Source organism: Streptomyces sp. (genome assembly GCF_031181705.1).
Taxonomy (GTDB): domain Bacteria; phylum Actinomycetota; class Actinomycetes; order Streptomycetales; family Streptomycetaceae; genus Streptomyces.
Map to the genome: position 1 here is coordinate 48,333 of NZ_JAPSKN010000006.1, position 22,513 is coordinate 70,845.

The 22,513-nt window shown below is 73.5% G+C and carries 20 protein-coding genes and 1 riboswitch; of the genes, 8 read left to right on the forward strand and 12 right to left on the reverse strand.

From position 1 onward, the window contains the following. A complete protein-coding gene (locus RIN80_RS02665) occupies nt 1–1,017 on the reverse strand; it encodes an ABC transporter substrate-binding protein (protein WP_309093824.1) in 1,017 nt (338 codons plus the stop codon). 69 nt (nt 1,018–1,086) lie between these two features. After that, nucleotides 1,087–1,277, reverse strand: a riboswitch (cobalamin riboswitch). 82 nt (nt 1,278–1,359) lie between these two features. On the opposite strand from RIN80_RS02665, the gene RIN80_RS02670 reads away from it, so the two are divergent. After that, complete coding sequence (locus RIN80_RS02670; RefSeq protein ID WP_309093825.1) at nt 1,360–1,770, forward strand: CoA-binding protein; 411 nt, start codon at nt 1,360–1,362, stop codon at nt 1,768–1,770. A 132-nt stretch (nt 1,771–1,902) separates the two neighbouring features. Then, complete coding sequence (locus RIN80_RS02675) at nt 1,903–3,126, forward strand: 4-hydroxybenzoate 3-monooxygenase (RefSeq protein ID WP_309093826.1); 1,224 nt, start codon at nt 1,903–1,905, stop codon at nt 3,124–3,126. 1 nt (nt 3,127) lies between these two features. Here the strand turns inward: RIN80_RS02675 and RIN80_RS02680 are convergent, their stop codons facing one another. Beyond that, nucleotides 3,128–3,487 carry a metalloregulator ArsR/SmtB family transcription factor gene (locus tag RIN80_RS02680; protein ID WP_309093827.1) on the reverse strand — a complete coding sequence of 120 codons (360 nt, stop codon included), beginning with the start codon at nt 3,485–3,487 and terminating at the stop codon, nt 3,128–3,130. A 61-nt stretch (nt 3,488–3,548) separates the two neighbouring features. On the opposite strand from RIN80_RS02680, the gene RIN80_RS02685 reads away from it, so the two are divergent. Continuing rightward, nucleotides 3,549–4,613 (forward strand): cation diffusion facilitator family transporter, encoded by a 1,065-nt coding sequence (locus RIN80_RS02685; RefSeq protein ID WP_309093828.1) that lies wholly within the window; start codon nt 3,549–3,551, stop codon nt 4,611–4,613. A gap of 1 nt (nt 4,614) precedes the next feature. Here RIN80_RS02685 and RIN80_RS02690 read toward each other — a convergent pair whose 3' ends face one another. Together RIN80_RS02690 and RIN80_RS02695 are read right to left on the reverse strand one after the other, a co-directional pair. Beyond that, nucleotides 4,615–5,172, reverse strand: coding sequence for a YbaK/EbsC family protein (locus RIN80_RS02690; RefSeq protein WP_309093829.1), 558 nt, complete (start codon nt 5,170–5,172; stop codon nt 4,615–4,617). Nucleotides 5,173–5,215: 43 nt separating this feature from the next. Then, entirely contained in the window at nt 5,216–5,788 is a 573-nt protein-coding gene (locus RIN80_RS02695; protein WP_309093830.1) for an XRE family transcriptional regulator, read from the reverse strand. A gap of 97 nt (nt 5,789–5,885) precedes the next feature. Here RIN80_RS02695 and RIN80_RS02700 point away from each other — a divergent pair, with 97 nt between their 5' ends. After that, nucleotides 5,886–6,746, forward strand: a complete 861-nt coding sequence (locus RIN80_RS02700) for a DMT family transporter (RefSeq protein ID WP_309093831.1) — start codon at nt 5,886–5,888, stop codon at nt 6,744–6,746. A gap of 10 nt (nt 6,747–6,756) precedes the next feature. Here RIN80_RS02700 and RIN80_RS02705 read toward each other — a convergent pair whose 3' ends face one another. After that, the gene (locus tag RIN80_RS02705) at nt 6,757–7,554 is read right to left on the reverse strand and encodes an acyltransferase (protein WP_309093832.1); all 798 of its coding nucleotides are present in this window, start codon (nt 7,552–7,554) and stop codon (nt 6,757–6,759) included. 110 nt (nt 7,555–7,664) lie between these two features. Between RIN80_RS02705 and RIN80_RS02710 the strand changes: the two genes are divergently transcribed. Next, on the forward strand, nt 7,665–8,225 hold the full coding sequence (locus tag RIN80_RS02710; protein ID WP_309093858.1) for a gamma carbonic anhydrase family protein: 561 nt from the start codon (nt 7,665–7,667) through the stop codon (nt 8,223–8,225). Between the two features lie 8 nt (nt 8,226–8,233). Here RIN80_RS02710 and RIN80_RS02715 read toward each other — a convergent pair whose 3' ends face one another. From RIN80_RS02715 to RIN80_RS02735, 5 genes are all read right to left on the reverse strand, one after another. Then, complete coding sequence (locus RIN80_RS02715; RefSeq protein ID WP_309093833.1) at nt 8,234–8,872, reverse strand: DedA family protein; 639 nt, start codon at nt 8,870–8,872, stop codon at nt 8,234–8,236. Between the two features lie 72 nt (nt 8,873–8,944). Further along, nucleotides 8,945–11,329, reverse strand: a complete 2,385-nt coding sequence (locus RIN80_RS02720) for a phosphoketolase family protein (RefSeq protein ID WP_309093834.1) — start codon at nt 11,327–11,329, stop codon at nt 8,945–8,947. 107 nt (nt 11,330–11,436) lie between these two features. Next, entirely contained in the window at nt 11,437–13,923 is a 2,487-nt protein-coding gene (locus RIN80_RS02725; RefSeq protein ID WP_309093835.1) for a glycoside hydrolase family 3 C-terminal domain-containing protein, read from the reverse strand. A gap of 161 nt (nt 13,924–14,084) precedes the next feature. Further along, nucleotides 14,085–15,941 carry a ricin-type beta-trefoil lectin domain protein gene (locus RIN80_RS02730; RefSeq protein ID WP_309093836.1) on the reverse strand — a complete coding sequence of 619 codons (1,857 nt, stop codon included), beginning with the start codon at nt 15,939–15,941 and terminating at the stop codon, nt 14,085–14,087. A gap of 391 nt (nt 15,942–16,332) precedes the next feature. Next, nucleotides 16,333–16,785, reverse strand: a complete 453-nt coding sequence (locus RIN80_RS02735) for a DUF4442 domain-containing protein (RefSeq protein ID WP_309093837.1) — start codon at nt 16,783–16,785, stop codon at nt 16,333–16,335. 162 nt (nt 16,786–16,947) lie between these two features. On the opposite strand from RIN80_RS02735, the gene RIN80_RS02740 reads away from it, so the two are divergent. Both RIN80_RS02740 and RIN80_RS02745 read left to right on the forward strand, forming a co-directional pair. Then, on the forward strand, nt 16,948–17,958 hold the full coding sequence (locus tag RIN80_RS02740) for a hypothetical protein (RefSeq protein WP_309093838.1): 1,011 nt from the start codon (nt 16,948–16,950) through the stop codon (nt 17,956–17,958). A 25-nt stretch (nt 17,959–17,983) separates the two neighbouring features. Then, nucleotides 17,984–19,309: an MFS transporter gene (locus RIN80_RS02745; RefSeq protein ID WP_375141592.1), complete on the forward strand. Its 1,326-nt coding sequence runs from the start codon at nt 17,984–17,986 to the stop codon at nt 19,307–19,309. Here RIN80_RS02745 and RIN80_RS02750 read toward each other — a convergent pair. Next, nucleotides 19,271–20,116, reverse strand: coding sequence for a fused MFS/spermidine synthase (locus RIN80_RS02750; RefSeq protein ID WP_309093840.1), 846 nt, complete (start codon nt 20,114–20,116; stop codon nt 19,271–19,273). The genes RIN80_RS02745 and RIN80_RS02750 overlap by 39 nt on opposite strands. 86 nt (nt 20,117–20,202) lie before the next feature. Then, entirely contained in the window at nt 20,203–21,372 is a 1,170-nt protein-coding gene (tuf, locus tag RIN80_RS02755) for an elongation factor Tu (protein WP_309093841.1), read from the reverse strand. A 341-nt stretch (nt 21,373–21,713) separates the two neighbouring features. On the opposite strand from tuf, the gene RIN80_RS02760 reads away from it, so the two are divergent. Continuing rightward, entirely contained in the window at nt 21,714–22,505 is a 792-nt protein-coding gene (locus RIN80_RS02760; RefSeq protein ID WP_309093842.1) for a TVP38/TMEM64 family protein, read from the forward strand. Nucleotides 22,506–22,513: the final 8 nt, after the last annotated feature.

Below are 22,513 nucleotides of genomic sequence, written 5' to 3' on the forward strand. Positions count from 1 at the left end.
TCACTTCACCAGCCCGAACCGGCGCAGCCCCGCGGCCACGCGTTCCACGCCCTCGACCGTGCGGATGGTCGGGTTCATGGCCTGCCCGCTGAGCAGCACGTACCGCTTGTGCCGGACGGCGTCCATGTTCTTCGTGGCAGGGTTGGACTCCAGGAAGGCGATCTTCTTCGCGGCCGATTCGGCGGTCTGCGACTTGCGGGTCAGATCGCCGATGACGAGGACGTCCGGGTCGCGGTCGGCGACCGTCTCCCAGTTGATCTGCGGCCACTCCTCGTGCGTGTCGTCGAAGACGTTCTTCGCGCCGAGGGAGCGGGTGATGATGCCGGGCGCACCGCAGCAGCCCGCCATGTAGGGCGACTCGGAGTTGGCGAACCAGTACAGGAGGGTGACGTCGGAGGCGTCGACGCCCGCGGTGGCCTTGGACATGCGCTGCCGGAGGGAGGCCACGAGGGCGTCGCCGCGCTCTTTCACCCCGAAGACGGTCGCGAGGTCCCGCACTTCGCGGTAGACGGTGTCCATGCCGAGCGCCTTGGTGCGAGCGCCGTCGCCGCCGCCGGAGTTGTCCTTCCCGGCGCAGTCGGACGGGGAGACGTAGGTGGGCACGCCGAGCTTCTCGAACTGCTCGCGGGTGGCGACTCCGCCCTGGCCGAGGGTGGAGACGAAGGAGGCGGTGACGAAGTCCGGGTCCGCGTCCAGGACGCGTTCGAAGGAGGGGGTGCCGTCGGCGATGCGCGGCACCGTCGCCTCGGCCTTCTCCAGCCCCTTCATCACGGGGTCGGTCCAGGTGGCGGTGCCCGCGAGGCGGTCGGCGAGGCCGAGGGAGAGCAGGATCTCGGTGGTGCCCTGGTTGAGGGAGACGGCGTGCCGGGGCGGGGCCTCGACGCGGACCGCGTGGCCGCAGTTGACGAGGGTGGCGGCGGCCTTCCCGGTGGCGGGCTTCGCGTCGCCACAGCCGGTCAGGAGCAGGGAGCCGGCCGCGAGCAGCACGGCGGCACGGGCGGGTGGGGCGAGGGGCACGGGAACCAGTCCTCAGTCGTCGAGGGCCCGATCGCGGAGCCCGGTCGTACGGTGCTCCCCCGCCGCGCACCGGCCGCGGGGGCCGCCAGCAGGTCTTCGGACTCGGGTTCACCCGGATCGGAGCGCCTTCCCGGACGTCCGTGCAGGAGTCCAGTGGCCGAGGCCCCGCCCGTCCCCCTCACCGCTGCGCGTCAGTTCCGGATTTCCACCGGATTCCCTGACCCACGTACATGGGTTCGACTGGCCTCGGCAAGCTATCACGGCGGCTTCCGGGGAATCACCGCGCGCCCCGTTGCGTTGCCCGGACAGCAGTTCAGCCACGACGTTCCGAGGAGGCCGCCGGTGTACGGCGACGAGGCAACGGTCCGCAAAATCCTCAACGAGCTCGGCGACACCTGGGCCGTGGTGGGCCTGTCGTCGAACCGGCAGCGCGCGGCGTACGGCGTCGCGGCCGTGCTCCGGCGCTTCGGCAAGCGTGTCGTGCCGGTGCACCCGAAGGCCGAGACGGTGCACGGCGAGCAGGGGTACGCGAGCCTGGCGGACATCCCCTTCGACGTGGACGTCGTGGACGTCTTCGTCAACAGCGAGCTGGCCGGAGCCGTCGCGGACGAAGCGGTCGCCAAGGGCGCGAAGGGTGTCTGGTTCCAGCTGGGCGTCGTCGACGAGGCGGCGTACGAGCGGACCCGCGCCGCGGGCCTGGAGATGGTGATGGACCGCTGCCCGGCGATCGAGATCCCACGACTCGGGAGATGACCCCACCCGGGCGATCACCGCAACCCGGGCCGGTGACCGTCGCGGCCCCCCGTCGCCGGGAGGGGAAGCGGTCCCCCCGTCCGGCCGTCGCGCGGGTGCCCGCGCGCTGACACCGGCTCCATAATGAGCGGCATGGCCTACCCCCCGGCGCCCGTCAACTCCGGCGCCCCGCAACGCTTCCCGGTCGTCGTCCTGGGCGCCGGACCCGCCGGTCTGACCGTCGGCAACATCCTGCGCGCCGCCGGGGTGGACTGCCTGGTGCTGGAGACCGAGACCCGGGAGTTCATCGAGCAGCGGCCCCGGGCCGGGGTCATCGAGGAATGGGCCGTACGGGGCCTGGAGAAGCGCGGCCTCGCCCGCAACCTGCTGGACCGGGCGGAGCTGCACACCGCCTGCGAGTTCCGCTTCGACGGGGAGCGCTACCGCTTCTCCTACGGCGAGCTGACGGGCAGCCATCACTTCGTCTACCCGCAGCCCTTGCTGGTGACGGACCTGGTCCGCGAGTACGCCGACGTACGCGGCGGCCGGATCCGCTTCGGCGTCCGGGACGTACGGCTCCACGACCTCGACTCCGACCGGCCCTCGGTGTCCTACGTCTGCCCCGACACGGGTGAACGGCAGGTCGTGCGGACCGAGTTCGTCGCCGGGTGCGACGGGGCGCGCGGAGTGAGCAGGGCGTCGCTGCCGCCGGAGCGGGTGCGCATCGCCCGGCACGACTACGGCATCGGCTGGCTGGCGCTGCTCGCCGAGGCTCCGCCGTCCGCGGACTGCGTGCTGTTCGGCTGTCACGCCCGGGGGTTCGCGGGCCAGATGCCGCGCAGTCCGGAGGTGACCCGCTACTACCTGCAGTGCCCGCCGGGCGACGACCCGGAGAACTGGCCGCACGAGCGGGTCTGGGCGGAGCTGCGGGAGCGGCTCGGGGCGTCCGGTGCGCCGCCGCTGACGGAGGGGCGGCTGATCGAGAAGCGGGTGCTGGACATGCACGACTACGTGGTCGAGCCGATGGTGCACGGCCGGCTCTTCCTCGCCGGTGACGCGGCCCACCTGGTCGCCCCCATCGCCGCCAAGGGCATGAACCTCGCCCTGCACGACGCCTTCCTGCTGGGTGACGCCCTCGTGGACCGGCTGGCCCGCGGCGAGGACGGCGGTCTGGCCGGCTATGCCCAGGCGTGTCTGCGGCGCGTGTGGGACTACCAGGAGTTCTCGCAGTGGCTTTCCGAGGTGTACCACGGCACGGCGGCGGGCGATCCGTTCCGCGCGGGCACCACGCTGGCCCGCTTGCGCCGCCTGTTCACCTCGCCCGCGGCGGCGGCCGCCTTCGCCGAGCAGTACCTGGGGACGGCCGCGCGGTACTGACTCAGTCGTGCGGGGGGTGGTCGCCGATCCGGTGGTCGGCCACGTTCAGCGCCTCGTCCACGAGCCGGCGCAGAGGGGCGTCGCGGAGTGAGTAGACGACCCGTCGGCCTTCCTTCCGGGTGTCCACCACGCCGGCGAGGCGCAGTCGGGCCAGGTGCTGGCTGACGGCGGGGCGAGCCGCCCCGCAGGCCTGGGTGAGGGTCGTGACGTCGGCCTCTCCCCCGGTCAGAGCGTGCAGCAGGGCGAGCCGGGTCCGGTCCCCGAGCAGCGCGAGGAGTTCGGCGGCGAGCGCGAACTGCTCCTCGCCGGGACTGCGCGGATGCGCATCGTGCGCAGGTGACAGGTGCATGCGTGCGCTCATACGCACATAATGGCGCCAGGGACGCACGCGCGTCCACCCGCCCGCACCGGAAGGGACCCCCGTGAGCGACCGGCACGAGCACTCCCACCCCCACGGCCACGACCACGACCACGGCCACGGTCGTGCGCAAGACCGTCGGCACGGCCTGCGCCACCGTCTGGCGCACCTGCTCACCCCGCACTCCCACGAGACGGCCGACAAGGTCGACCCCGTCCTGGAGTCCTCGGCGCGCGGGATGCGGGCGCTGTGGGTCTCGCTCGCGGTGCTCGGCGCGACGGCGCTGGCCCAGGCGTTCGTGGTGGCCGCCTCCGGTTCGGTGGCGCTGCTCGGGGACACGGTGCACAACACCGCGGACGCGCTGACCGCCGTGCCGCTCGGCATCGCCTTCGTGCTGGGGCGGCGGGCGGCCACACGCCGTTTCACCTACGGCTACGGCCGGGCCGAGGACCTCGCGGGCCTGGTGATCGTGCTGACGATCGCCGCGTCGGCGGTCTTCGCCGGCTGGACGGCGGTCGAGCGTCTCCTCGACCCGCGCCCGGTGGAGCACGTCCCGGCGGTCGCGGTGGCCGCGCTGGCGGGCTTCGCGGGCAACGAGTGGGTGGCCCGGTACCGCATCCGCGTGGGCCGCGCGATCGGTTCGGCGGCGCTGGTCGCCGACGGACTGCACGCCCGCACGGACGGGTTCACGTCCCTGGCCGTGCTGCTGGGCGCCGGCGGCTCGGCCCTGGGCCTGCACCTGGCCGATCCGGTCGTCGGTCTGGCCATCACGGCGGCGATCGCCCTGGTCCTGCGGGACGCGGCCCGGGAGGTGTTCCGGCGGGTGCTGGACGCCGTCGACCCGGCCCTGGTCGACCGGGCCGAGCGGGCACTGGCCGAGGTCCCCGGCGTGCTCGGGGTGGGTGAGCTGCGGCTGCGCTGGATCGGCCACCGGCTGCGCGCGGAGGTGGCGGTCGTGGTGGACGGGGACGTGACGGTGCGCGAGGCTCACCAAGTCACCGTCGACGCCGAGCACGCGCTGCTGCACGCGGTGCCCCGCCTCACCGCGGCCCTGGTGCACGCGGACCCGGAACCGGCCCCCGGCGAGAGCGACCCCCATCTGCCGCTGGCGCACCACACGGCGGCGTAGGTCAGGACACCCCGAGCCCCTCCACGACCACGGCGCCCGGCAGTTCCGCGAACGCCTTGCCCGGCACCAGGAGCTTGCCCCGCCGCCGGCCGCTGCCGACCAGCACATACGGCAGGTCGACCACGGCGGCGTCCACCAGCACGGGCCAGTCCTGCGGCAGACCGAGCGGGGTGATGCCGCCGTACTCCATGCCGGTCTCGCCCGTCGCCGTGTCCATCGGGGCGAAGGAAACCTTGCGGGCGCCGAGCCGCCGGCGCACGACGTTGTTCACGTCGACCCGGGTGGTGGACAGCACGACACACGCGGCGAGCGTGGCCTCGCCGCCGCGCTTGCCTGTGACCACCACGCAGTTCGCCGACTGCTCCAGCAGTTCCTGGCCATAGTGCTCCACGAAGGTGGCCGTGTCGGCCCATTCGGGCTCGGTGTCCACGTAGAGGATCCGCTCGGCCGGGACGCCGCCCCGCCAGTGACGTACGGCGTCGGCGACGGGGCCGGTGAGTTCGTCGAGGCAGCCGGGGGCGGGCCGGGCGTCGTCGAAGTGTCCGATGGGTGCGCGCATGGCCGCACGCTAACAACTCCCGGCCGCCTTCGGGCCGGGTGTCTCAGGGCACGGGCGGCACCGAAACGGCCATGACCATCTCCATCGGCACCTCGCCGGTGTTGCCGTACGTGTGCGGGACGTTGGCCTCGAAGTGAACGGTCGCGCCCGCGGGGACGCGGTGCTCGACGCCGTCGACGGTGAGCGTCAGCTCGCCCGCCGTGACGTGGAGCAGTTCGGTCGTGCCGGCCGGGTGCGGGTCGGAGGGGCTGGACTCGCCGGGCATGAGCCGCCAGTCCCACATCTCCAGCGGGCCGGGTGCCTCGGTGCCCGCGAGCAGCCGGTTGTAGCTGCCCGCGTCGGTGTGCCACAACCGCACGGCCTGGTCGGCGGGGACGATGCGGACGTTCGGGCCCTGCTCGTGTTCCAGCAGGGTGGTGACGCTGACGCCGAGGGCGTCGCCGATCTTGACGACGGTGCCGAGGCTGGGGTTGGTGCGGGCCTGCTCGATCTGGATGAGCATGCCGCGGCTGACGCCTGCCCGGGCGGCGAGCACGTCCAGGGTGAAGCCGCGCACCGCGCGCCAGTGCTTGACGCTGCGCGCCAGGGACTGGGTCAGCAGGTCGAGGTCCGACACATTCCGTCCAATATTCTGCATGACACAGTGCAACAGAATGCACTATGGTGTGGTTGACCTGATCGTTCACTGCACTGTACTGCGAGGCCCGAGTCCCATGACAGCGCTCTTCGCCCTGGCCACCAGCGTGCTGTGGGGCCTGGCCGACTTCGGCGGCGGACTGCTGACCCGGCGCGTCCCCGCGCTCACCGTGGTCGTCGTCTCCCAGTCGATCGCGGTGGCCGTCCTGGGCGCGCTCGTCGTGGCGACCGGCGGCTGGAGCGAGGCGGGCCCGCAGCTGTGGTTCGCCGTCGCGGCCGGTCTCGTCGGGCCGGTGGCGATGCTGGCGTTCTACAAGGCGCTCGCGCTGGGCCCCATGGGCGTGGTCTCACCGCTCGGGTCGATCGGCGTGGCCGTGCCGGTAGGGGTGGGTCTGCTGCTGGGCGAACGTCCCGGACTGCTGCAGCTCGTCGGCATCCTGGTCGCCGTCGCCGGGGTGTGTCTCGCGGGCGGTCCCCAGTTCCGGGGCGCCCCGGTGCAACGGCAGGCCATCGCGCTGACCCTGCTCGCGGCGTTCGGCTTCGGCGCGGTGATGGCCCTGATCGCGGAGGCGTCGACGACGCTCACGGGGCTGTTCCTCGCCCTGTTCGTGCAGCGGGTGACGAACGTCGCCGCCGGCGGGCTGGCGCTGTACGTCTCCGTGCGCCGCGGCACTCCCGCCCTCCCGGCGGAGGGGGGCTTCCCGTGGCGCGCCCTGCCGGCCCTCGCCTTCGTCGGTCTCGCGGACGTGGCCGCCAACGGCACGTACTCGATCGCCGCGCAGCAGGGCCCGGTCACCGTGGCGGCCGTCCTCGCCTCGCTCTACCCGGTGGTGACGGCGGTGGCCGCGCGCGGGTTCCTGCGCGAACGGCTGCGGGCGATCCAGGCAGCGGGCGCGGGACTGGCCCTGGTCGGGACGGTCCTGCTGGCGTCGGGCTGAACCCGCCGGTTCAGGAACCGGGTTCCAGCTCGGCCAGACCGGCCGCCGCCTCCTCGTCCAGCTCGGCCAGGCGTGCCGCCGTCTCGTCGTCCAGCTCCGACAGCGCCCGCAGTTGCTCGGGGGTGACGCCCTCCGGTATCGGCACCGGCGCCGGGGTGCGCAGCGGCGGCTGCCAGCCGTCGGCCGGGGTCCAGCGCCGTACGACGCGGGCCGGAGCGCCCGCCACCACCGCGTGGTCCGGCACCGCACCCCGCACCACCGCGCCCGCGGCCACCACCACGTTCCGCCCGATCCGGGCCCCGGGCAGGATCACCGCTCCGGTGCCGATCCAGCAGCCGGTGCCGATCTCCACCGGTTCCATCCGCGGCCACTGCCTGCCGATCGGCTGGTGCGGGTCGTCGTAGGAGTGGTTCGTGGACGTGACGTACACGTACGGGCCGAAGTAGCAGTCGCTGCCGATGGTGACCGTGGTGTCCGCGATGACATGGCTGCCGCGGCCCAGGACGACCCCGTCGCCGATGCGCAGGATGGGGTCCGGGCCGAGGTCGAGGTCGGGCATCAGACCGGCGGTCAGGGTGACCTGTTCACCGATGATGCAGTGGGAGCCGAGCTGGATCCAGGGCTCGCCGAAGACCGTGCCGAGCGGGAAGGCGAGCCTGGTACCTGTTCCCATCGCGCCGAAGCGGTAGCGCCCCGGGTGCTCGGCGGTCACGGAGGCCGTGCGCTGCAGCCAGGCCCAGCCCGCGTGGACGGCGCGCTGTGTGAGGCCCCGCCGCCAGGATGAGAACGTGTTCTTGCGCTTCGGCACGAGCTCACCGTACTCAGCGGAGCGAGCCCGCAGCGGGCCGAGGGCCTGTGATCTTCGCCCTACCCGGTGGCGTACGGTGCGGGGTGTCCACGACATCTCTGGAGGCGGGCATGGCACAGCGGGCGATGATCACCGGGATCGGCGGCAGGGAGCCGGAGATCGACGACACGGCGTTCCTGGCGCCGACGGCGTCGGTGATCGGGGGCGTGACGCTGGGCGTCGGCGCGAGCGTCTGGTACGGGGCCGTGCTGCGCGGGGACGTCGAGTCGATCTCCGTGGGGGCGAGCAGCAACGTGCAGGACAACTGCACGCTCCACGCCGACCCGGGGTTTCCCGTCACGGTGGGCGAGCGGGTCTCCATCGGGCACAACGCGGTGGTGCACGGGGCGACGGTCGAGGACGACTGCCTCATCGGCATGGGGGCGACCGTGCTCAACGGCGCGGTGATCGGCGCCGGGTCCCTGGTCGCCGCGCAGGCGCTGGTGCCGCAGGGGATGGTCGTGCCGCCCGGGTCGCTGGTCGCCGGGGTGCCCGCGAAGGTCCGGCGGGAGCTGTCGGAGGAGGAGCGGCAGGGCGTCACCCTCAACGGCACGATGTACGCCGAGCTGGCGAAGGCACACCGGGACGTGCACGCCCAGCCGGGACCGCGGCCCGGCCCCTTGGGGGGCTGACCGCGCCGCTAGGAGGTTCGCGCCCCGGTCGCTTCCAGGGTCTGGTTCGCCTTCTTCGCCTTGCGCTTGAGCACCAGCATGGACGTCAGGCCCACCAGGACCGCCGCCACCAGGCCCAGCCACGAGAAGCGCTTCAGCCAGGACTCCGCGACGACGCCGACGTAGTAGATGACCGCCGTGGTGCCGCCGGCCCAGAGGATGCCGCCGAGGACGTTGGCGATGGCGAACTTCCAGTACGGCATGCGCAGCACGCCCGCGAGGGGGCCAGCGAAGATGCGCAGCAGGGCGACGAAGCGGCCGAAGAAGACGGCCCACATGCCCCACTTCTCGAAGGAGCGCTCGGCGGTGGCGATGTGGCCCTCGCTGAAGTGCTTGGGGAACTTCCTGCCCAGCCAGGCCAGCAGGGGCCGCCCGCCCTTGCGGCCGATGGCGTAGCCGATCGAGTCGCCGATGATCGCGCCGGCCGTGGCGCTGGCGCCGAGGACGACGGGGTCGATGTCCCCGTGCTGGGAGGCGAGCAGCGCGGACGAGACCAGGATGATCTCGCCCGGCAGCGGGATGCCCAGGCTCTCCAGGCCGATGACCACGCCCACCAGCGCGTAGACGGCGACCGCGGGTACGGTTTCGAGCCACTCCTGGACGTGCAACGCCGGTTCCTCTCCCTGTGCTTCCCTGCGAGCCCCGGGAAGCCTACCGGCTGATGGGACGTCCCTCGCGACTCACGCGTTCCAGCTCCACTCGGCGACCTCCGGCAGGTCGGTGCCGTGCTCGCGGATCCAGGCGTGGTGGCGGGTGCGGGCGTCGGCCATCCGCTGGCGCACGGCCGTGGCCCGCACCGCGAGGCCCGGGACGCGGTCGACGACGTCCATGACCAGGCGGTAGCGGTCGAGGTCGTTGCGCACGACCATGTCGAAGGGCGTGGTCGTCGTGCCGGCCTCCTTGTAGCCACGCACGTGCAGATGCCGGTGGCCCGTGCGGCGGTAGGCCAGGCGGTGGATCAGCCAGGGGTAGCCGTGGTAGGCGAAGATCACCGGCTTGTCCACGGTGAACAGGCCGTCGTACTCGAAGTCGCTCATCCCGTGCGGGTGCTCCTCCTCGGGCAGCAGCCGGGCCAGGTCGACGACGTTCACCACCCGGACGGACAGCTCGGGCAGGTACCTGCGGAGCAGGTGCGCGGCGGCCAGGGTCTCCTGCGTGGGGACGTCGCCGGCGCAGGCCAGGACGACGTCGGGCTCACCGCCGTCCTCGCTGCCCGCCCACTCCCAGACGCCGGCGCCGCGGGCGCAGTGCACCCGGGCCTCGTCCATGGTCAGCCAGTCGAAGCAGGGCTGCTTGCCGGCCACGATCACGTTGACGTAGTCGCGGCTGCGCAGGGCGTGGTCGGCGACGGACAGCAGGGTGTTGGCGTCCGGCGGCAGGTAGACCCGCACGACCTCGGGGCTCTTGTTGAGGACGTGGTCGACGAAGCCGGGGTCCTGGTGGGAGAAGCCGTTGTGGTCCTGCCGCCACACGTGCGAGGTCAGCAGGTAGTTGAGGGAGGGGATGGGGGCGCGCCAGGGCAGCCGGCGGGAGGTGCGCAGCCACTTGATGTGCTGGTTGACCATGGAGTCGACGATGTGCACGAACGCCTCGTAGCAGGAGAACAGCCCGTGCCGGCCGGTGAGGAGGTAGCCCTCCAGCCAGCCCTGGCAGAGGTGTTCGGAGAGGACCTCCATGACACGGCCGTGCGGGTCCAGGTGCTCGTCGACGTCGAGGGTGTCGGCCTGCCAGGCCTTGCCGCTGGCGTCGATGACGGCCTGGAGCCGGTTGGAGGCGGTCTCGTCCGGACCGACCAGGCGGAAGTTCCGGCGGTCGGCGGTGTCCCGCATGACCCGGGCGAGGAGGTCGCCGAGGACCCGGGTGGGCTCGTGCATCGTCGTGCCCGGCTTGTCGACGGGGACGGCGAAGTCGTCGAGGGGCGGGACCGGCAGGTCACGGACGAGCAGTCCGCCGTTGGCGTGCGGGGTGGCGCCGAGCCTGCGGCTGCCCTCGGGGATGGGCGCCAGGACGTCCGCCACGGGGCGGCCCTCGGCGTCGAACAGTTCCTCGGGGCGGTAGGAGCGCAGCCACGCCTCCAGCTGCCGCAGGTGGTCCGGGTTGTCGCGGACTCCGGCCAGCGGCACCTGGTGGGCCCGCCAGGTGTTCTCCACCGGTTGGCCGTCGACCTCGGCGGGGCCCGTCCAGCCCTTCGGGGTGCGCAGGACGATCACGGGCCAGTGCGGGCGCTCGGTCGCGCCGAACTCGCGGGCGGCGCGCTGGGCCTCGCCGATGCGGTCGAGCGCGGTGTCCATCGCCCGGGCCATGAGCCGGTGCACCTGAGCGGGGTCGTCGCCGCAGACGTGGATCGGCTCGTGGCCGTACCCGCGCAGCAGCGCGTCGAGTTCCGCCTCGGGCAGCCGGGACAGCACCGTCGGGTTGGCGATCTTGTAGCCGTTCAGGTGGAGGATCGGGAGCACGGCTCCGTCGTGCACCGGGTCGAGGAACTTGTTGGCGTGCCAGGACCCGGCCAGCGGGCCGGTCTCCGCCTCGCCGTCGCCGATCACACAGGCGACCAGCAGGTCCGGGTTGTCCAGGGCGGCGCCGTAGGCGTGGGCGAGGGAGTAGCCGAGTTCGCCGCCCTCGTGGATCGAGCCGGGCACCTCCGGGGCGACGTGGCTGGGCACGCCGCCCGGGAACGAGAACTGCCGCATCAGCAGCTCCATGCCCCGCGCGTCCCGCGACACGTCCGGGTACTTCTCGCTGTAGCTGCCCTCCAGCCAGGAGTTGGCCAGAACCGACGGCCCGCCGTGGCCCGGGCCCCAGACGCACAGGGCGTCCAGACCGCGCCGGGCGATCACCCGGTTGAGGTGGGTGTAGACGAGGTTCAGCCCGGGTGAGGTGCCCCAGTGCCCCAGCAGCCGGGGCTTGATGTGCTCGGGCCGCAGCGGCTCGGTCAGCAGCGGGTTGGCGAGCAGGTAGATCTGACCGGCCGCCAGGTAGTTGGCGGCCCGCCAGTGGGCGTCCAGGGTGCGCAGTTCCTCGTCGGTCGGTGCGGTCGTGCTCTCCGGGCGCGGGGCCTCGGGCATGGGTGACTCCCTGGGTCTGCGACGGCTCCTGGAGGAGTACCAGTGTGGTCCGGTTCGATGCCGGTCGCCTCCCGGCCGTGCGTCCGCCGGGGCGGTTCCGTTCGTTCTCAGCCGCCCACGCGGGCGCGCGTGCGCAGCCGCAGATCCAAGGACGACGCCCCGATCCACAGGGTGCGCGGCCCGGTGCCGAGCACCCAGTCGTGTTGCTTCGGGTCCCAGGAGGACAGGGTGCGCCGCTCGACCCGTACGCTGACGCGCCGTTCCTCCCCCGCCCGCAGCGCGAGCCGCCGGTATCCGGCCAGCACGCGCACCGGCTGGACGAGCGGGAGGTCCGGGGAGGGGCCGGCGTAGACCTGCGGCACGTCCACGCCCTCGCGCGGACCGGTGTTGCGGACGGTGAAGGCGACGTCCAGGCCGTCACCCGTCCAGCGCGCGTCCGGGTCCCGGTAGGCGAAGGAGGTGTACGACAGGCCGTGGCCGAACGGGAACAGCGGCCGTACGTCCTCGGCGTCGTACCAGCGGTGGCCGATGTGGACGCCCTCGGTGTAGTGCTCGGTGCCGTCGACGCCGGGGTAGCGGCGCGGGTCGCCGGCGACGGGGTGGTGGTCGTCGTCGGCCGGGAAGGTCTGGGTGAGGCGTCCGCCGGGGTCGCGGTCGCCGTACAGGACGGCGGCGGTGGCGGCGGCCCCCTCCTGCCCCGGGTAGTACATCTGGAGCACGGCACCGGTGCGTTCCAGCCACGGCATGGACGTGGCGGACGAGGTGTTGAGGACGACGGTGGTGCGCGGGTTGGCCGCGGCCACGGCCTCGATCAGCCGCTCCTGGTTGCCGGGGAGGGCGACGGTCGTACGGTCCTGCCCCTCGATGGCGTCCTCGTAGGCGAAGAGGACGACGTCCCGGGCGGCGCGGGCGGCCCGCACGGCTTCTGCCACGTCCTGGGCTCGGGTCCCTTCCGTGATGCGGCGCAGCCGGAACAGCCCGCCGGTGTCTCCGCCCCGCGCCGTGACGGACAGCCGGTGGCTGCCCCGGGTGAGCGTCAGGGTGCGGCGGCGCACGGAAAGGCCGTCGTCCGCGTGGGTGAGCAGGCCGCCGGTGAAGTACTCGTCCCAGCCGGGCTTCAGGGGGAACAGTTCCTCGCTGTCGAGGAGGATTCGCGGGCGGAGCGGTGGCGTGCCGGAGTAGTGCAGCACGAGGGTCCAGGTCTCCGTCGCGTCGACGGTGAGCGTGCCGTCGTACCGCCACGTCCGGCCGGGCTCGACGTGCTGCGCCTCGGTGGCGAGGGCGGGATCGAGCGCGTCCGCCGGGAGGGGTTTGCCGAAGACGTCCTCGCCGAGCGCGTGGATCACCCGTGCGGCGCGCGGCCGGATGGCGTCCAGAGGGCTGTCGGCGTGGTCGGGCACGACATGGGCACTGCCGCCGCCGCTGACCAGGGGGCGGGCGCCGGTCGGCCCGATCACGGCGACGCTGCCGCCGGCGGTCAGGGGCAGGGTGCCGTCCGTGTTGCGCAGCAGGGTGGCGCCCGCCTCGGCGACCTCACGGGCGACGGCCGCCCCGGCGGCGGCGTCCCGGCCGGGGCGGCGCGGCACGGTGCCGTCGAGCAGCCCGAAGCGGTCCATGACGGCCAGGACGCGCCGGACGGCCCGGTCCACGTGGGCCTCCGACACGCCCCCGTCCCGCACGGCCGAGGCGAGGGGCGCGCCGAAGTGGGTGCCGTCGGGCATCTCCAGGTCGCACCCCGCCAGGAGGGCCTCGCGGGTGCTGTGCGCGGCGGACCAGTCCGTCATCACGAACCCGGTGAACCCCCAGCGCTCGCGCAGCACGCCGGTGAGCAGGGCCTCGTTCTCGCAGGCGAAGGTGCCGTTGACCTTGTTGTAGGCGCCCATCACCGCCCCGGCCCCGGCGGCGACGGCCGCTTCGAAGCCGCGCAGCTCCGTCTCGTGCAGGGTGCGCTCGTCCACGCGCACGTCGACCGACATGCGGTCGCGCTCCTGGTTGTTCAGCGCGAAGTGCTTGACCGTCGCGATGAGCCCCTCACTCTGGATGCCCTCGATCTCGGCGGCGACCAGGTGGGCGGTGAGCAGCGGATCCTCGCTGAAGGTCTCGAAGTTGCGGCCGGCGTAGGGGGTGCGGATGAGGTTGACCATCGGGGACAGCAGCACGTCCTGGCCGAGGGCGCGGCCCTCCCGTCCGATGACCCGGCCGTAGCGGCGGGCCAGGTCCGGGTCGAAGGCGGAGGCCAGCATCACGGGGGCGGGCAGGGCCGTGGCGTGCCGGGTGACCCGGACACCGGCCGGGCCGTCGGCGAGCCGCAGGGGCGGGATGCCGAGCCGCTCGACCCCGGGCACGTAGCCGGCCTGGCCGAGCGGTCGCGGGTCGGTGGTGCCGTGCAGCAGGGAGATCTTCTCGTCCAGGGTGAGGCGGGCGAGCAGCCCTTCGACCCGGGCGCTGCGTCCCGGGGCTCGGCCTTCCCGCGCGGGGACGGCGTGTCCCTCCCGCGCGTGGGCGCGCAATGGTGCCGCCGCGGTGAGGGCGATCGCGCCGCCGAGCAGGCACAGGGCGGAGCGCCGGGGGTGACGGGGGGCGGTGTCGGTCATGCACCGCACTATGGGCCAGGCGGGGCGCGCCGCCCCGCCGGACACCACGGGCGGGCGGGTGACCCGACGTCCCGCGGGTGGACGTCACCGTATGCCGCCACGACCCCACCGCCGAAGCGCGCGAACCCCTCGCCACGGCGGAGAGGAAGTCCCGCACACCGCTACGGCAGTACCGCCGATTCGAGTGACGTCACGGCGTCGGCCACCGTGGCGGTCACCGGGGCGAGGACGTCCGTGCCGGGCGGTGGTGCGGCCTCGCCGACGGGTGTACCGGGCTCGGCCTGCGCACAGCAGTCCACCTGTGCGACCCGCGTCTCGTACCGCTCCCCCGGCTCCTGCGGCGTCTCGGGGGCGCCGGGGCGCGCCGGCTCGGACCGTCGGCCCGGCCCGGTGCTGTCGTAGGGGTGCCGCTCCTGCCGCCGGGGGCTCTGCGCCGGGGCGTCCCCGGCCCGCCGGTCCGCGGGCGGCCCGGGGGTGGCCGCCCGTTCCAGCGTCCAGCGCTGCACCCGGGATCCGTCGCGGCCGGTGACGATCACGTCCCGGCCCTTTCCGGGCGCGACGGCCCGCCCCGTGCCGCCCCGGGGCAGGAGTTCACCGCGCACGGTCAGGTCGTAGCGCACGACCCCGGCGGGCACGAGGCACCCCGCCAGGGCCACCGCGCCCGTGCCGGTGTCCGACCGGAGGCAGAGCGTGGGGTCCGTGGCACTGCGCAGCAGGCCGTCGTCCTGGTAGGACCACTGCGGGGACCCGGCGGAGCAGGCGGTCAGCACGATCCGGGCGCCGGTGCGGATGCGGCCGTCCCGGACATCCAGACACAGCTCCTCGTCCTGGTTGCGCAGCCGCCCCCGGGCCACTTCGGCCACGTGCCCGGCGGAGGCGGCGGACGGGGAGCCCACCGGCGACGAGCCCCGGGCGTCGGGCCCGGCCGGGTCCGGTGCCCCGGGCGAGGTTCCCGCCGCCTCCGGGCCGGACAAGTGGCCACCGGCCACGCCCCAGGTGGCCCGCGGGTCGGCCGCGCCGCCCTCCTCCGTCCAGCCGCGGGTGGCGAGCAGGGTCGCGAGCAGCACGAGCGCGGTCACCCCGACCGCGGCGGCCAGCGCCTTCGGGTGCCGCCTCGGCGGAGTCGAGCGGCCGGGGGTTCGCGGCACGCGGGGACGGAGCCGGTGGCGGCCGCCGGCAGGCGGACCGTTGTGCTCCGGGGCACGGCCCGGCCGGGATTCGAGGTAACGGCGCGCGCCCCAGCCGAGCACCGTCTCGACGAGCAGGTCCTCCAGACCGCCCTCGAAATGGCTGAGTTGTTCGGCGGCGTGACGGCAGTAGCGGCACGCCATCAGATGCCGTTGCACATCCGGCAGCAGGGCCCCGCCCCGGCGCATCGGAACGTCGAGCAGACGGTTGTAGTAGCGGCATTCCGGCGTCGGTGCGAGTTCCCGGTGGGCGCGTACGCACCCGGTCCTGAATTGTTCGCGCGCCTGCTGCAGGGCGGCCTTTGCCGTTCCCGGATCGACCCCCAGCAGAACGGCCGGTGCGCAAAGGGGTTCGGCCTCGACCTCCGTGTGCCACAGGAGGCACTGGGAGGCTGCCGGAAGGGCGCGGAATGCGCGCTCGGCGAGGCGCCGCCTTTCCGGTGTCGCGGAACGTGCGGCACGCAGACCGCGGGCGCCGACGGTTTTGCGCAGCTCCGGCAGGATTCCGGAAATCTCCTCGTCGCAGGCCCACTCGCCGACCGTGTCCCGCACGGCCGCGAGCAGGCGCGGGCGCAGGGCGCCGCCGCCGGGCCTCGCGAGTTCACGGCGGAACGCGGCGGCCGCCGCCATGGACGCCGAATCCCCCGACGAGGCCAGACAGATCACGGCGTACGCGTGGACGGGCCGCCAGTGCCGGGCGAGCAACAGCGCGACGGCGCGGGGGCTTTCGCGGGCCTCGCCGACCTGGGCGAGCAGATTGCGGTCGGACTCCGCGGGCCGCGCTCCGGGGCGCGGCGGATACGGCGGTCGTGGGGGGTTCGGGGAGTGCACGGAACCATTTCCTTCCAGCCGCAGGACGGCAGGCGACTTGCGCGTCCGTACGAAAGCAGGCGGGTGATTGGTGCATACCTGTGCCGCGTCAGCTGCGGACCCGGCTGTGAGGCGGCTCACCTTCGCACATACGACTGACAGGCAACAAGGAGTTCGCATGCCCCACGTTCAAAACGAGGGATATTCAGATATGTTACCGACGGTATTCGCACCGGCTTTCGAAAATCCCACTGCCCAGAACCTCAAGTTGTGTACGCGGAAAGGCGGTTGGTCCACGAAATCTCCCCCCTTACAGGGCGGGGTGGCGCGACCCACCGCGCACCGGGACGCCCGGCCTGACATGCGTGAGCCCCGGCACCAGGCCGGGGCTCTCCTGTCCGGGACGGCCCGGTCAGCCGTTGGGGCGCAGGGTCCACACCACCGTCATCTCGCCTGTCACCGCGCCGTCGGCGCGCTGGATGGCGACCGCCACCGGGAACTCGGGCCGCTCGCCGGCGTCCAGTTCCGCGACGACCTCGGCGGCCGGCCGGCCCAGGGTGGCCGTGGCGGTCACGGCCCCCATCGCCAGCTTCCTGTAGGCGATCTCGGCGCTGACGGCCAGCGGCACGGCGCGCGAGAGCTGGTCCCCGAACGCGGCGAGCACGATCGCGCCGCTCGCGGACTCGCCGAGCGTGAACATCGCACCGGCGTGCGGCCCGCCCACGTGGTTGTGGTACTCGCTCTGGTCCGGCAGGGACACCACCGCACGCTCCGGCGTGGTCTCCAGGAACTCGAGGTTCAGGGTCCGGGCCATGGGCACCGTGGCGGCGAGCATCTCGCCGATGGACATCTGGTCTGCGCTCATGACCGCATGTTACTCACGAGTAGATGCGCTGACCAGGCCGGTGTGACCACCGCCGCACCGCCACCCACACGCTCGTCCGCGCCGTCCCGTCCGCGGGTTGCTACGCCTCCGTCCACGGGCGGTGACCGAATCGTGTCCTGGGCGCGGCTAGGGTTGCTGCCCATGTGGCCAGGACAGCAGCCGCCCGGGGGCGAGCAGAACCCGCAGACGAACAACCCCTACCAGCAGCCGGGGTACCAGCAGCCGAATCCGTACCAGCAGCCGGGCTACCAGCAGCCCGGCCCCTATGGGCAGCAGCCGCAGTGGGGCACTCCCGCGACGGCCGGCACGCCGCAGCCCCCGCAGGGCGGCGGTGGCGGCAACCGGACGAAGCTGGTCGCGATCATCGCGGCCACGGCGGTGGTCGTGGCGGCCGGAGTCACCGGCTTCCTCGTGCTGGGCGGCGACTCGGACGACACGGCGGACGGGAGCAACGACAAGAAGCCGGCCCCGACCGCCACGAAGGAGTCCGAGTCGGAGCCGAGCGCCTCGGCCTCCGGCGACAACCCGCGCGGCGGACCGGGCGAGAAGGCGACCGTTCCGGGCTGGAAGGTCGTCGTCAACACCCGTTTCGGCACCAAGTTCGACGTGCCGGCGGACTGGGAGATCGACACCCAGGACACCAGCGTGGGCTTCGAGTGGGAGAAGAAGGACGGTGAGCTGGACCGCACCACCGTCACGGCCCCGGCCTATCTGAAGTCCAAGTGGTGCACGAGCGACGACAACAAGGACGGCCGCGAGGAGGACACCGCACTCGCCACCGCCGGTACCCGCGGCGAGAACGGCGCGAAGAACTCGGACATGGCGGCCGAGACGCGCGTGCCGTGGTGGATCTTCGGCGGCTACACCCAGCCCGACAAGAAGAGCGTCAAGTTCACCAAGCCCAAGCCCTACACCACCAAGTCGGGCGTCAAGGGCAGTGTCGCCACGGCGCACTCGGAGAACACGCCCCAGAAGGGCAAGTGCGACAGCGAGGGCAAGGCGATCACCTTCGCCTTCAAGAACGGCGCGGGCGACTTCGTCACCTGGAACCTCTACGGCGCCAAGGGCGTCAAGGACGAGCTGCCCGAGGCGACCGTCCGGAAGATCCTCAGCACCGTGCGCCTCACCGAGGAGCCGCCCACCGAGTCGTGACCGGCGCGGACCGCCCACGCGGGGTTTGGCAAGTCGGCCCCGCCGAGGCGATAGTCACGGGGTGCCGATCACGACCTCCCGCAGACCCGCCTGGGCGGGCCGCAACTACTCCCTGCTGACCGCCGCCGCGGTCGTCACCAACCTGGGCAGCAACGGCGCCCTCGTCGCGGCGGCGTTCGCCGTGCTGGAGGCGGGTGGCGACGGCGGCGACGTCGGACTGGTGGCGGCGGCACGGACGCTGCCGCTGGTGCTGTTCCTGCTGATCGGCGGCGCCGTCGCCGACCGGCTGCCCCGGCACCACGTGATGGTGGCGGCCAACGCCCTGAACTGCCTCTCCCAGGCCGTGTTCGCCGCTCTGGTGCTGACCGGCGATCCCGTGCTGTGGCAGATGATGCTGCTGGCCGCCCTCGGGGGCACCGGCCAGGCCTTCTTCGGACCGGCCGCCGAGGGCATGCTGATGTCCTCGGTCCAGGGCGAGCAGGCGGGCCGCGCCTTCGCGGTGTTCCGGATGGCGATGTCGGGCGCGGGCCTGGGCGGGGCCGCGCTGGGCGGCGCCATGGTCGCCGCGATGGGCCCCGGCTGGGTACTGGCCGCGGACGCGGCGGCCTTCGCCGTCGCCGGGGCGCTGCGCGCCTTCCTCGACGTCGGCCACATACCGCCCCGGGCACCGGGCGGCGGCCTGCTCGCCGATCTGCGCGAGGGCTGGCAGGAGTTCGCCGGCCGCCCCTGGCTGTGGGGCATCGTCGTGCAGTTCTCCATCGCCAACGCGGTCGTGGCGGCCGCCGACGCCGTCTACGGCCCGCTCGTCGCCCGTGACCACCTCGGCGGCGCGGGCCCCTGGGGTCTCGCCCTCGGCGCGTTCGGCGCGGGCACCGTCGCCGGCGCCCTGCTGATGACCCGCTGGAAGCCCCGTCGGCTGCTGCTCGCCGGCACCCTCTGCGTCTTCCCGCTGGCCCTGCCCTCGGCCGCCCTCGCCGTCCCGGTGCCGATCGGCGTCCTGTTCGCGGTGATGTTCGTGGCGGGGGCGACGGTCGAGGTGTTCGGCGTCTCCTGGATGACGGCGCTGCACCAGGAGATCCCCGAGGCCAAGCTCTCCCGCGTCTCGGCCTACGACTGGTTCGGCTCGGTGGCGTTCGTGCCCCTCGCCACGGCGGCGGCCGGCCCGGCGGAGGACGCCTTCGGCCGGACGGCGGCGCTGTGGGGCTGTGCCGGACTGGTCGTCCTGGTCACGGCGGCCGTGCTGTGCGTCCCGGACGTGCGCAACCTGCGCCGCAGGACCACCCCGGTGACGAAGGGCGTCGCCGAGCGCCCCTCAGCCGATGCCGAACGCCCCGTCGGGGGGCTCGGGTGAGGGCACCGCGTCCTCGTCCCGCACGGCCCGCGCCCCACCGACGAACGTCCGCAGCCCGGCGCCGTACTCGACCCGGGCCGGAAAGGCGTCGGCGGCCGTGAGCCGGGTCAGGGCGGCGACGTCGACCGCCCGCTGCCCGGCCACGAGCACGGCGTTGCCGAACCTGCGCCCCCGCAGCACCCCCGGCTCGGCGATCAGCACGAGCTCCTCGAACACGGTCGCCAGGGTGGCGAGTTGGGACCGCAGGAAACCGAACGGAGCCGCATCCGGGAGGTTGGCGAGGTAGACCCCGCTCTCCCGCAGCACCCGCGCGGCCTCGCGCACATAGGTGACGGACGTCAGGTGCGCCGGCACCCGCGAACCGCCGAACACATCGGCGACGATCACGTCGGCCGAGTTCCCGCGGGCGTTGCCCAGCCAGGCCCGCGCGTCCGCCGCGTGCAGCGCGACCCGGGCCGTCGCGGGCAGCGGCAGGTGTTCGGCCACCAGCTCCAGCAGCCCCCGGTCGGCCTCCACGACGTCCTGCCGGGAACCGGGCCGCGTCACGGCCACGTACCGGGGCAGCGTGAGCGCCCCGCCCCCGAGGTGCACCACGTCCAGCGCCCGCCCCGGCTCGGCCACGACGTCCAGCACGTGCCCGAGCCGCCGCGCGTACTCGAACTCCAGGTGCGTCGGGTCGTCCAGGTCGACGTACGACTGCGGCGCCCCGTCGACGGTCAGCAGCCACGCCCGCTCCCGGTCGATGTCGGGCATGAGCTTGGCGAACCCGTGATCGACGGCGCGGGCGACGGGAATGGCTTCCTTCACGCCTCCATTGTGCGCGGGGACGACGCCGTCGAGGGGCGCGGGGAGCTGCGCGACCGGCCCAGGACGGCCGGCAGCCCCCCGCCGCCTCAACCCACCGCGGTCACGGTCCCGGCCCCCACCGTCCGCCCGCCCTCACGGATGGCGAACCCGAGCCCCGCTTCCAACGGCACGTCCCTGCCCAGCTCCACGGTCATGGCGACGGTGTCACCGGGGCGCGCGACGGCGGCCTCCCCGAGGTCGACGACCCCCACCACGTCCGCGGTACGGAGGTAGAACTGCGGCCGGTATCCAGAGGAGACCGGTGTCGTCCGGCCGCCCTCCCGGGCCGACAGGAGGTAGACCCGCGCGCTGAACCGACGGCTCGGCACCACGCTCCCCGGCGCGGCCACCACATGCCCGCGCCGGACGGCGTCCCGGGGCACCCCCCGCAGCAGCAGCGCCACGTTGTCCCCGGCCTGTGCCTCCTCCATCGGCTTGCCGAAGGTCTCCAGCCCCGTGACCACCGTCTCGACGGCAGCCCCGAGCACCTCGACCCTGTCCCCGACCCGCACCACACCCCGCTCCACCGCACCGGTGACCACGGTCCCCCGCCCGGTGATGGTCAGCACGTTCTCCACCGGCAGCAGGAACGGAGCGTCCAGATACCGCTCCGGCATCGGCACGTACGTGTCCACCGCGTCGAGCAGCGCCTCGATCGACGCCGTCCACCGTGGGTCCCCCTGCAGCGCCTTCAGCCCGGAGACGCGCACGACGGGCACGGAGTCGCCGCCGTAGCCGTGCGCCGTGAGCAGGTCGCGGACCTCCAGCTCGACCAGGTCGGTGAGCTCCTCGTCCCCCGCGTCGGCCTTGTTGAGCGCGACCACGATGTGGTCGACGCCCACCTGTCGGGCCAGCAGGACGTGCTCGGCGGTCTGCGGCATGATCCCGTCGAGCGCGGAGACGACGAGGATCGCCCCGTCCAGCTGCGCGGCGCCGGTGACCATGTTCTTGACGTAGTCGGCGTGGCCCGGCATGTCGACGTGGGCGTAGTGCCGGGTGTCGGTCTCGTACTCGACGTGCGCGATGTTGATGGTGATGCCGCGCGCCGCCTCCTCGGGCGCCCGGTCGATCCGGTCGAACGGCACGAAGGCGCCGGTGCCGCGGTCGGCGAGGACCTTGGTGATGGCGGCGGTCAGGGTGGTCTTGCCGTGGTCGACATGACCCATGGTGCCGATGTTGAGATGCGGTTTCGTGCGGACGTAGGCCGTCTTGGGCATGGCTGTACCTCGAAGCGTCTGGTGGTGAGGATGGAACCGGGACCCCGGGGTGCCGCCCGACCCTCCCCTTGCGGGGTCCGCCGGACGAACCGGAGAGGGTCAGCTTCGGGCGCCGTCCGCGACGGCCGTGACAACGACGACGGCAGCCTTCGGGGCATCCGCGACCGCGGATGCTGCGAGGGCGAAGGCGTGCCGGAACATGACGTCGATCGTCGCCGACGTCTCACCGCGCGTCGAATGGTTTTCGTCCGCCCTGCGTACCGGGGGTGCGGCCGGTTCCCGTGACGCTCGTGAGACGAACCATACGGCGATCACACACATTTGTCGGTTAGTGTCACCGGATGCTCGATGCCACCACCCGCTCTGGGGGCACCGCCACGGCCTCTCCCCGGGCCACCACCGCGGAGCTCGCCGTCGCCGCCTCCCCGGCAACGACCGCCTCGCCCGCCGTCTCCACCGGTTTCGCCGCCCGCTGCACCAGACTTGTCCTCTCCCCCTGGTCGCGGCTGTCCCTGCTCGTCGCCCTGCTCGCCGGGGCCGCCTGCACGATGCTGCTGTTCGAGCCGCAGCGGCTGCTGACGCAGGGCTGGCCGCCCCAGCTGAGCGGAGCCGCCGCGGCGCTGGTGTTCGCGGTGGCGTACGGGGTGTGCACCGTGGCGTTCGTGCCGAGGCCGCTGCTGAACCTGGCGGGGGGTGCCCTGTTCGGTTCGCAGGCAGGCCTCGGTGTGGCCCTGGCGGGCACGGTGCTGGGCGCCGGGATCGCCTTCTGCCTGGGCCGGGCGCTGGGCCAGGACGCGCTGCGGCCGCTGCTGCGGGGGCGCTGGCTGAAGGCGGCGGACGGGCAGCTCAGCCGGCACGGCTTCCGCTCGATGCTGGCGGTCCGGCTGTTCCCCGGCGTGCCGTTCTGGGCCGCGAACTACTGCGCCTCCTTCTCCCGCATGGGCCTGCTGCCGTTCCTGCTGGCCACGGCTCTCGGCTCGATCCCGAACACCGCCGCCTACGTGGTCGCCGGCGCCCGTGCCTCGACGCCGACGTCCCCCGCCTTCCTGATCGCCCTGGCGTGCATCGCCCTGCCCGCGCTGGCGGGCGTGGTGGTGGCCTGGCGCAAGCGGCACCAGCTGCGCCGGCTCTGACGGGCCCT

What these genes read in the sequence shown, in the direction of transcription:
- RIN80_RS02675 (WP_309093826.1), top strand. Translation starts at nt 1,903, where the DNA reads ATGGCCTACCCCCCGGCGCCCGTCAACTCCGGCGCCCCGCAACGCTTC.
- RIN80_RS02680 (WP_309093827.1), bottom strand. Translation starts at nt 3,487, where the DNA reads ATGAGCGCACGCATGCACCTGTCACCTGCGCACGATGCGCATCCGCGC.
- RIN80_RS02690 (WP_309093829.1), bottom strand. Translation starts at nt 5,172, where the DNA reads ATGCGCGCACCCATCGGACACTTCGACGACGCCCGGCCCGCCCCCGGC.
- RIN80_RS02700 (WP_309093831.1), top strand. Translation starts at nt 5,886, where the DNA reads ATGACAGCGCTCTTCGCCCTGGCCACCAGCGTGCTGTGGGGCCTGGCC.
- RIN80_RS02710 (WP_309093858.1), top strand. Translation starts at nt 7,665, where the DNA reads ATGGCACAGCGGGCGATGATCACCGGGATCGGCGGCAGGGAGCCGGAG.
- RIN80_RS02720 (WP_309093834.1), bottom strand. Translation starts at nt 11,329, where the DNA reads ATGCCCGAGGCCCCGCGCCCGGAGAGCACGACCGCACCGACCGACGAG.
- RIN80_RS02725 (WP_309093835.1), bottom strand. Translation starts at nt 13,923, where the DNA reads ATGACCGACACCGCCCCCCGTCACCCCCGGCGCTCCGCCCTGTGCCTG.
- RIN80_RS02735 (WP_309093837.1), bottom strand. Translation starts at nt 16,785, where the DNA reads ATGAGCGCAGACCAGATGTCCATCGGCGAGATGCTCGCCGCCACGGTG.
- RIN80_RS02740 (WP_309093838.1), top strand. Translation starts at nt 16,948, where the DNA reads ATGTGGCCAGGACAGCAGCCGCCCGGGGGCGAGCAGAACCCGCAGACG.
- tuf (WP_309093841.1), bottom strand. Translation starts at nt 21,372, where the DNA reads ATGCCCAAGACGGCCTACGTCCGCACGAAACCGCATCTCAACATCGGC.
- RIN80_RS02760 (WP_309093842.1), top strand. Translation starts at nt 21,714, where the DNA reads ATGCTCGATGCCACCACCCGCTCTGGGGGCACCGCCACGGCCTCTCCC.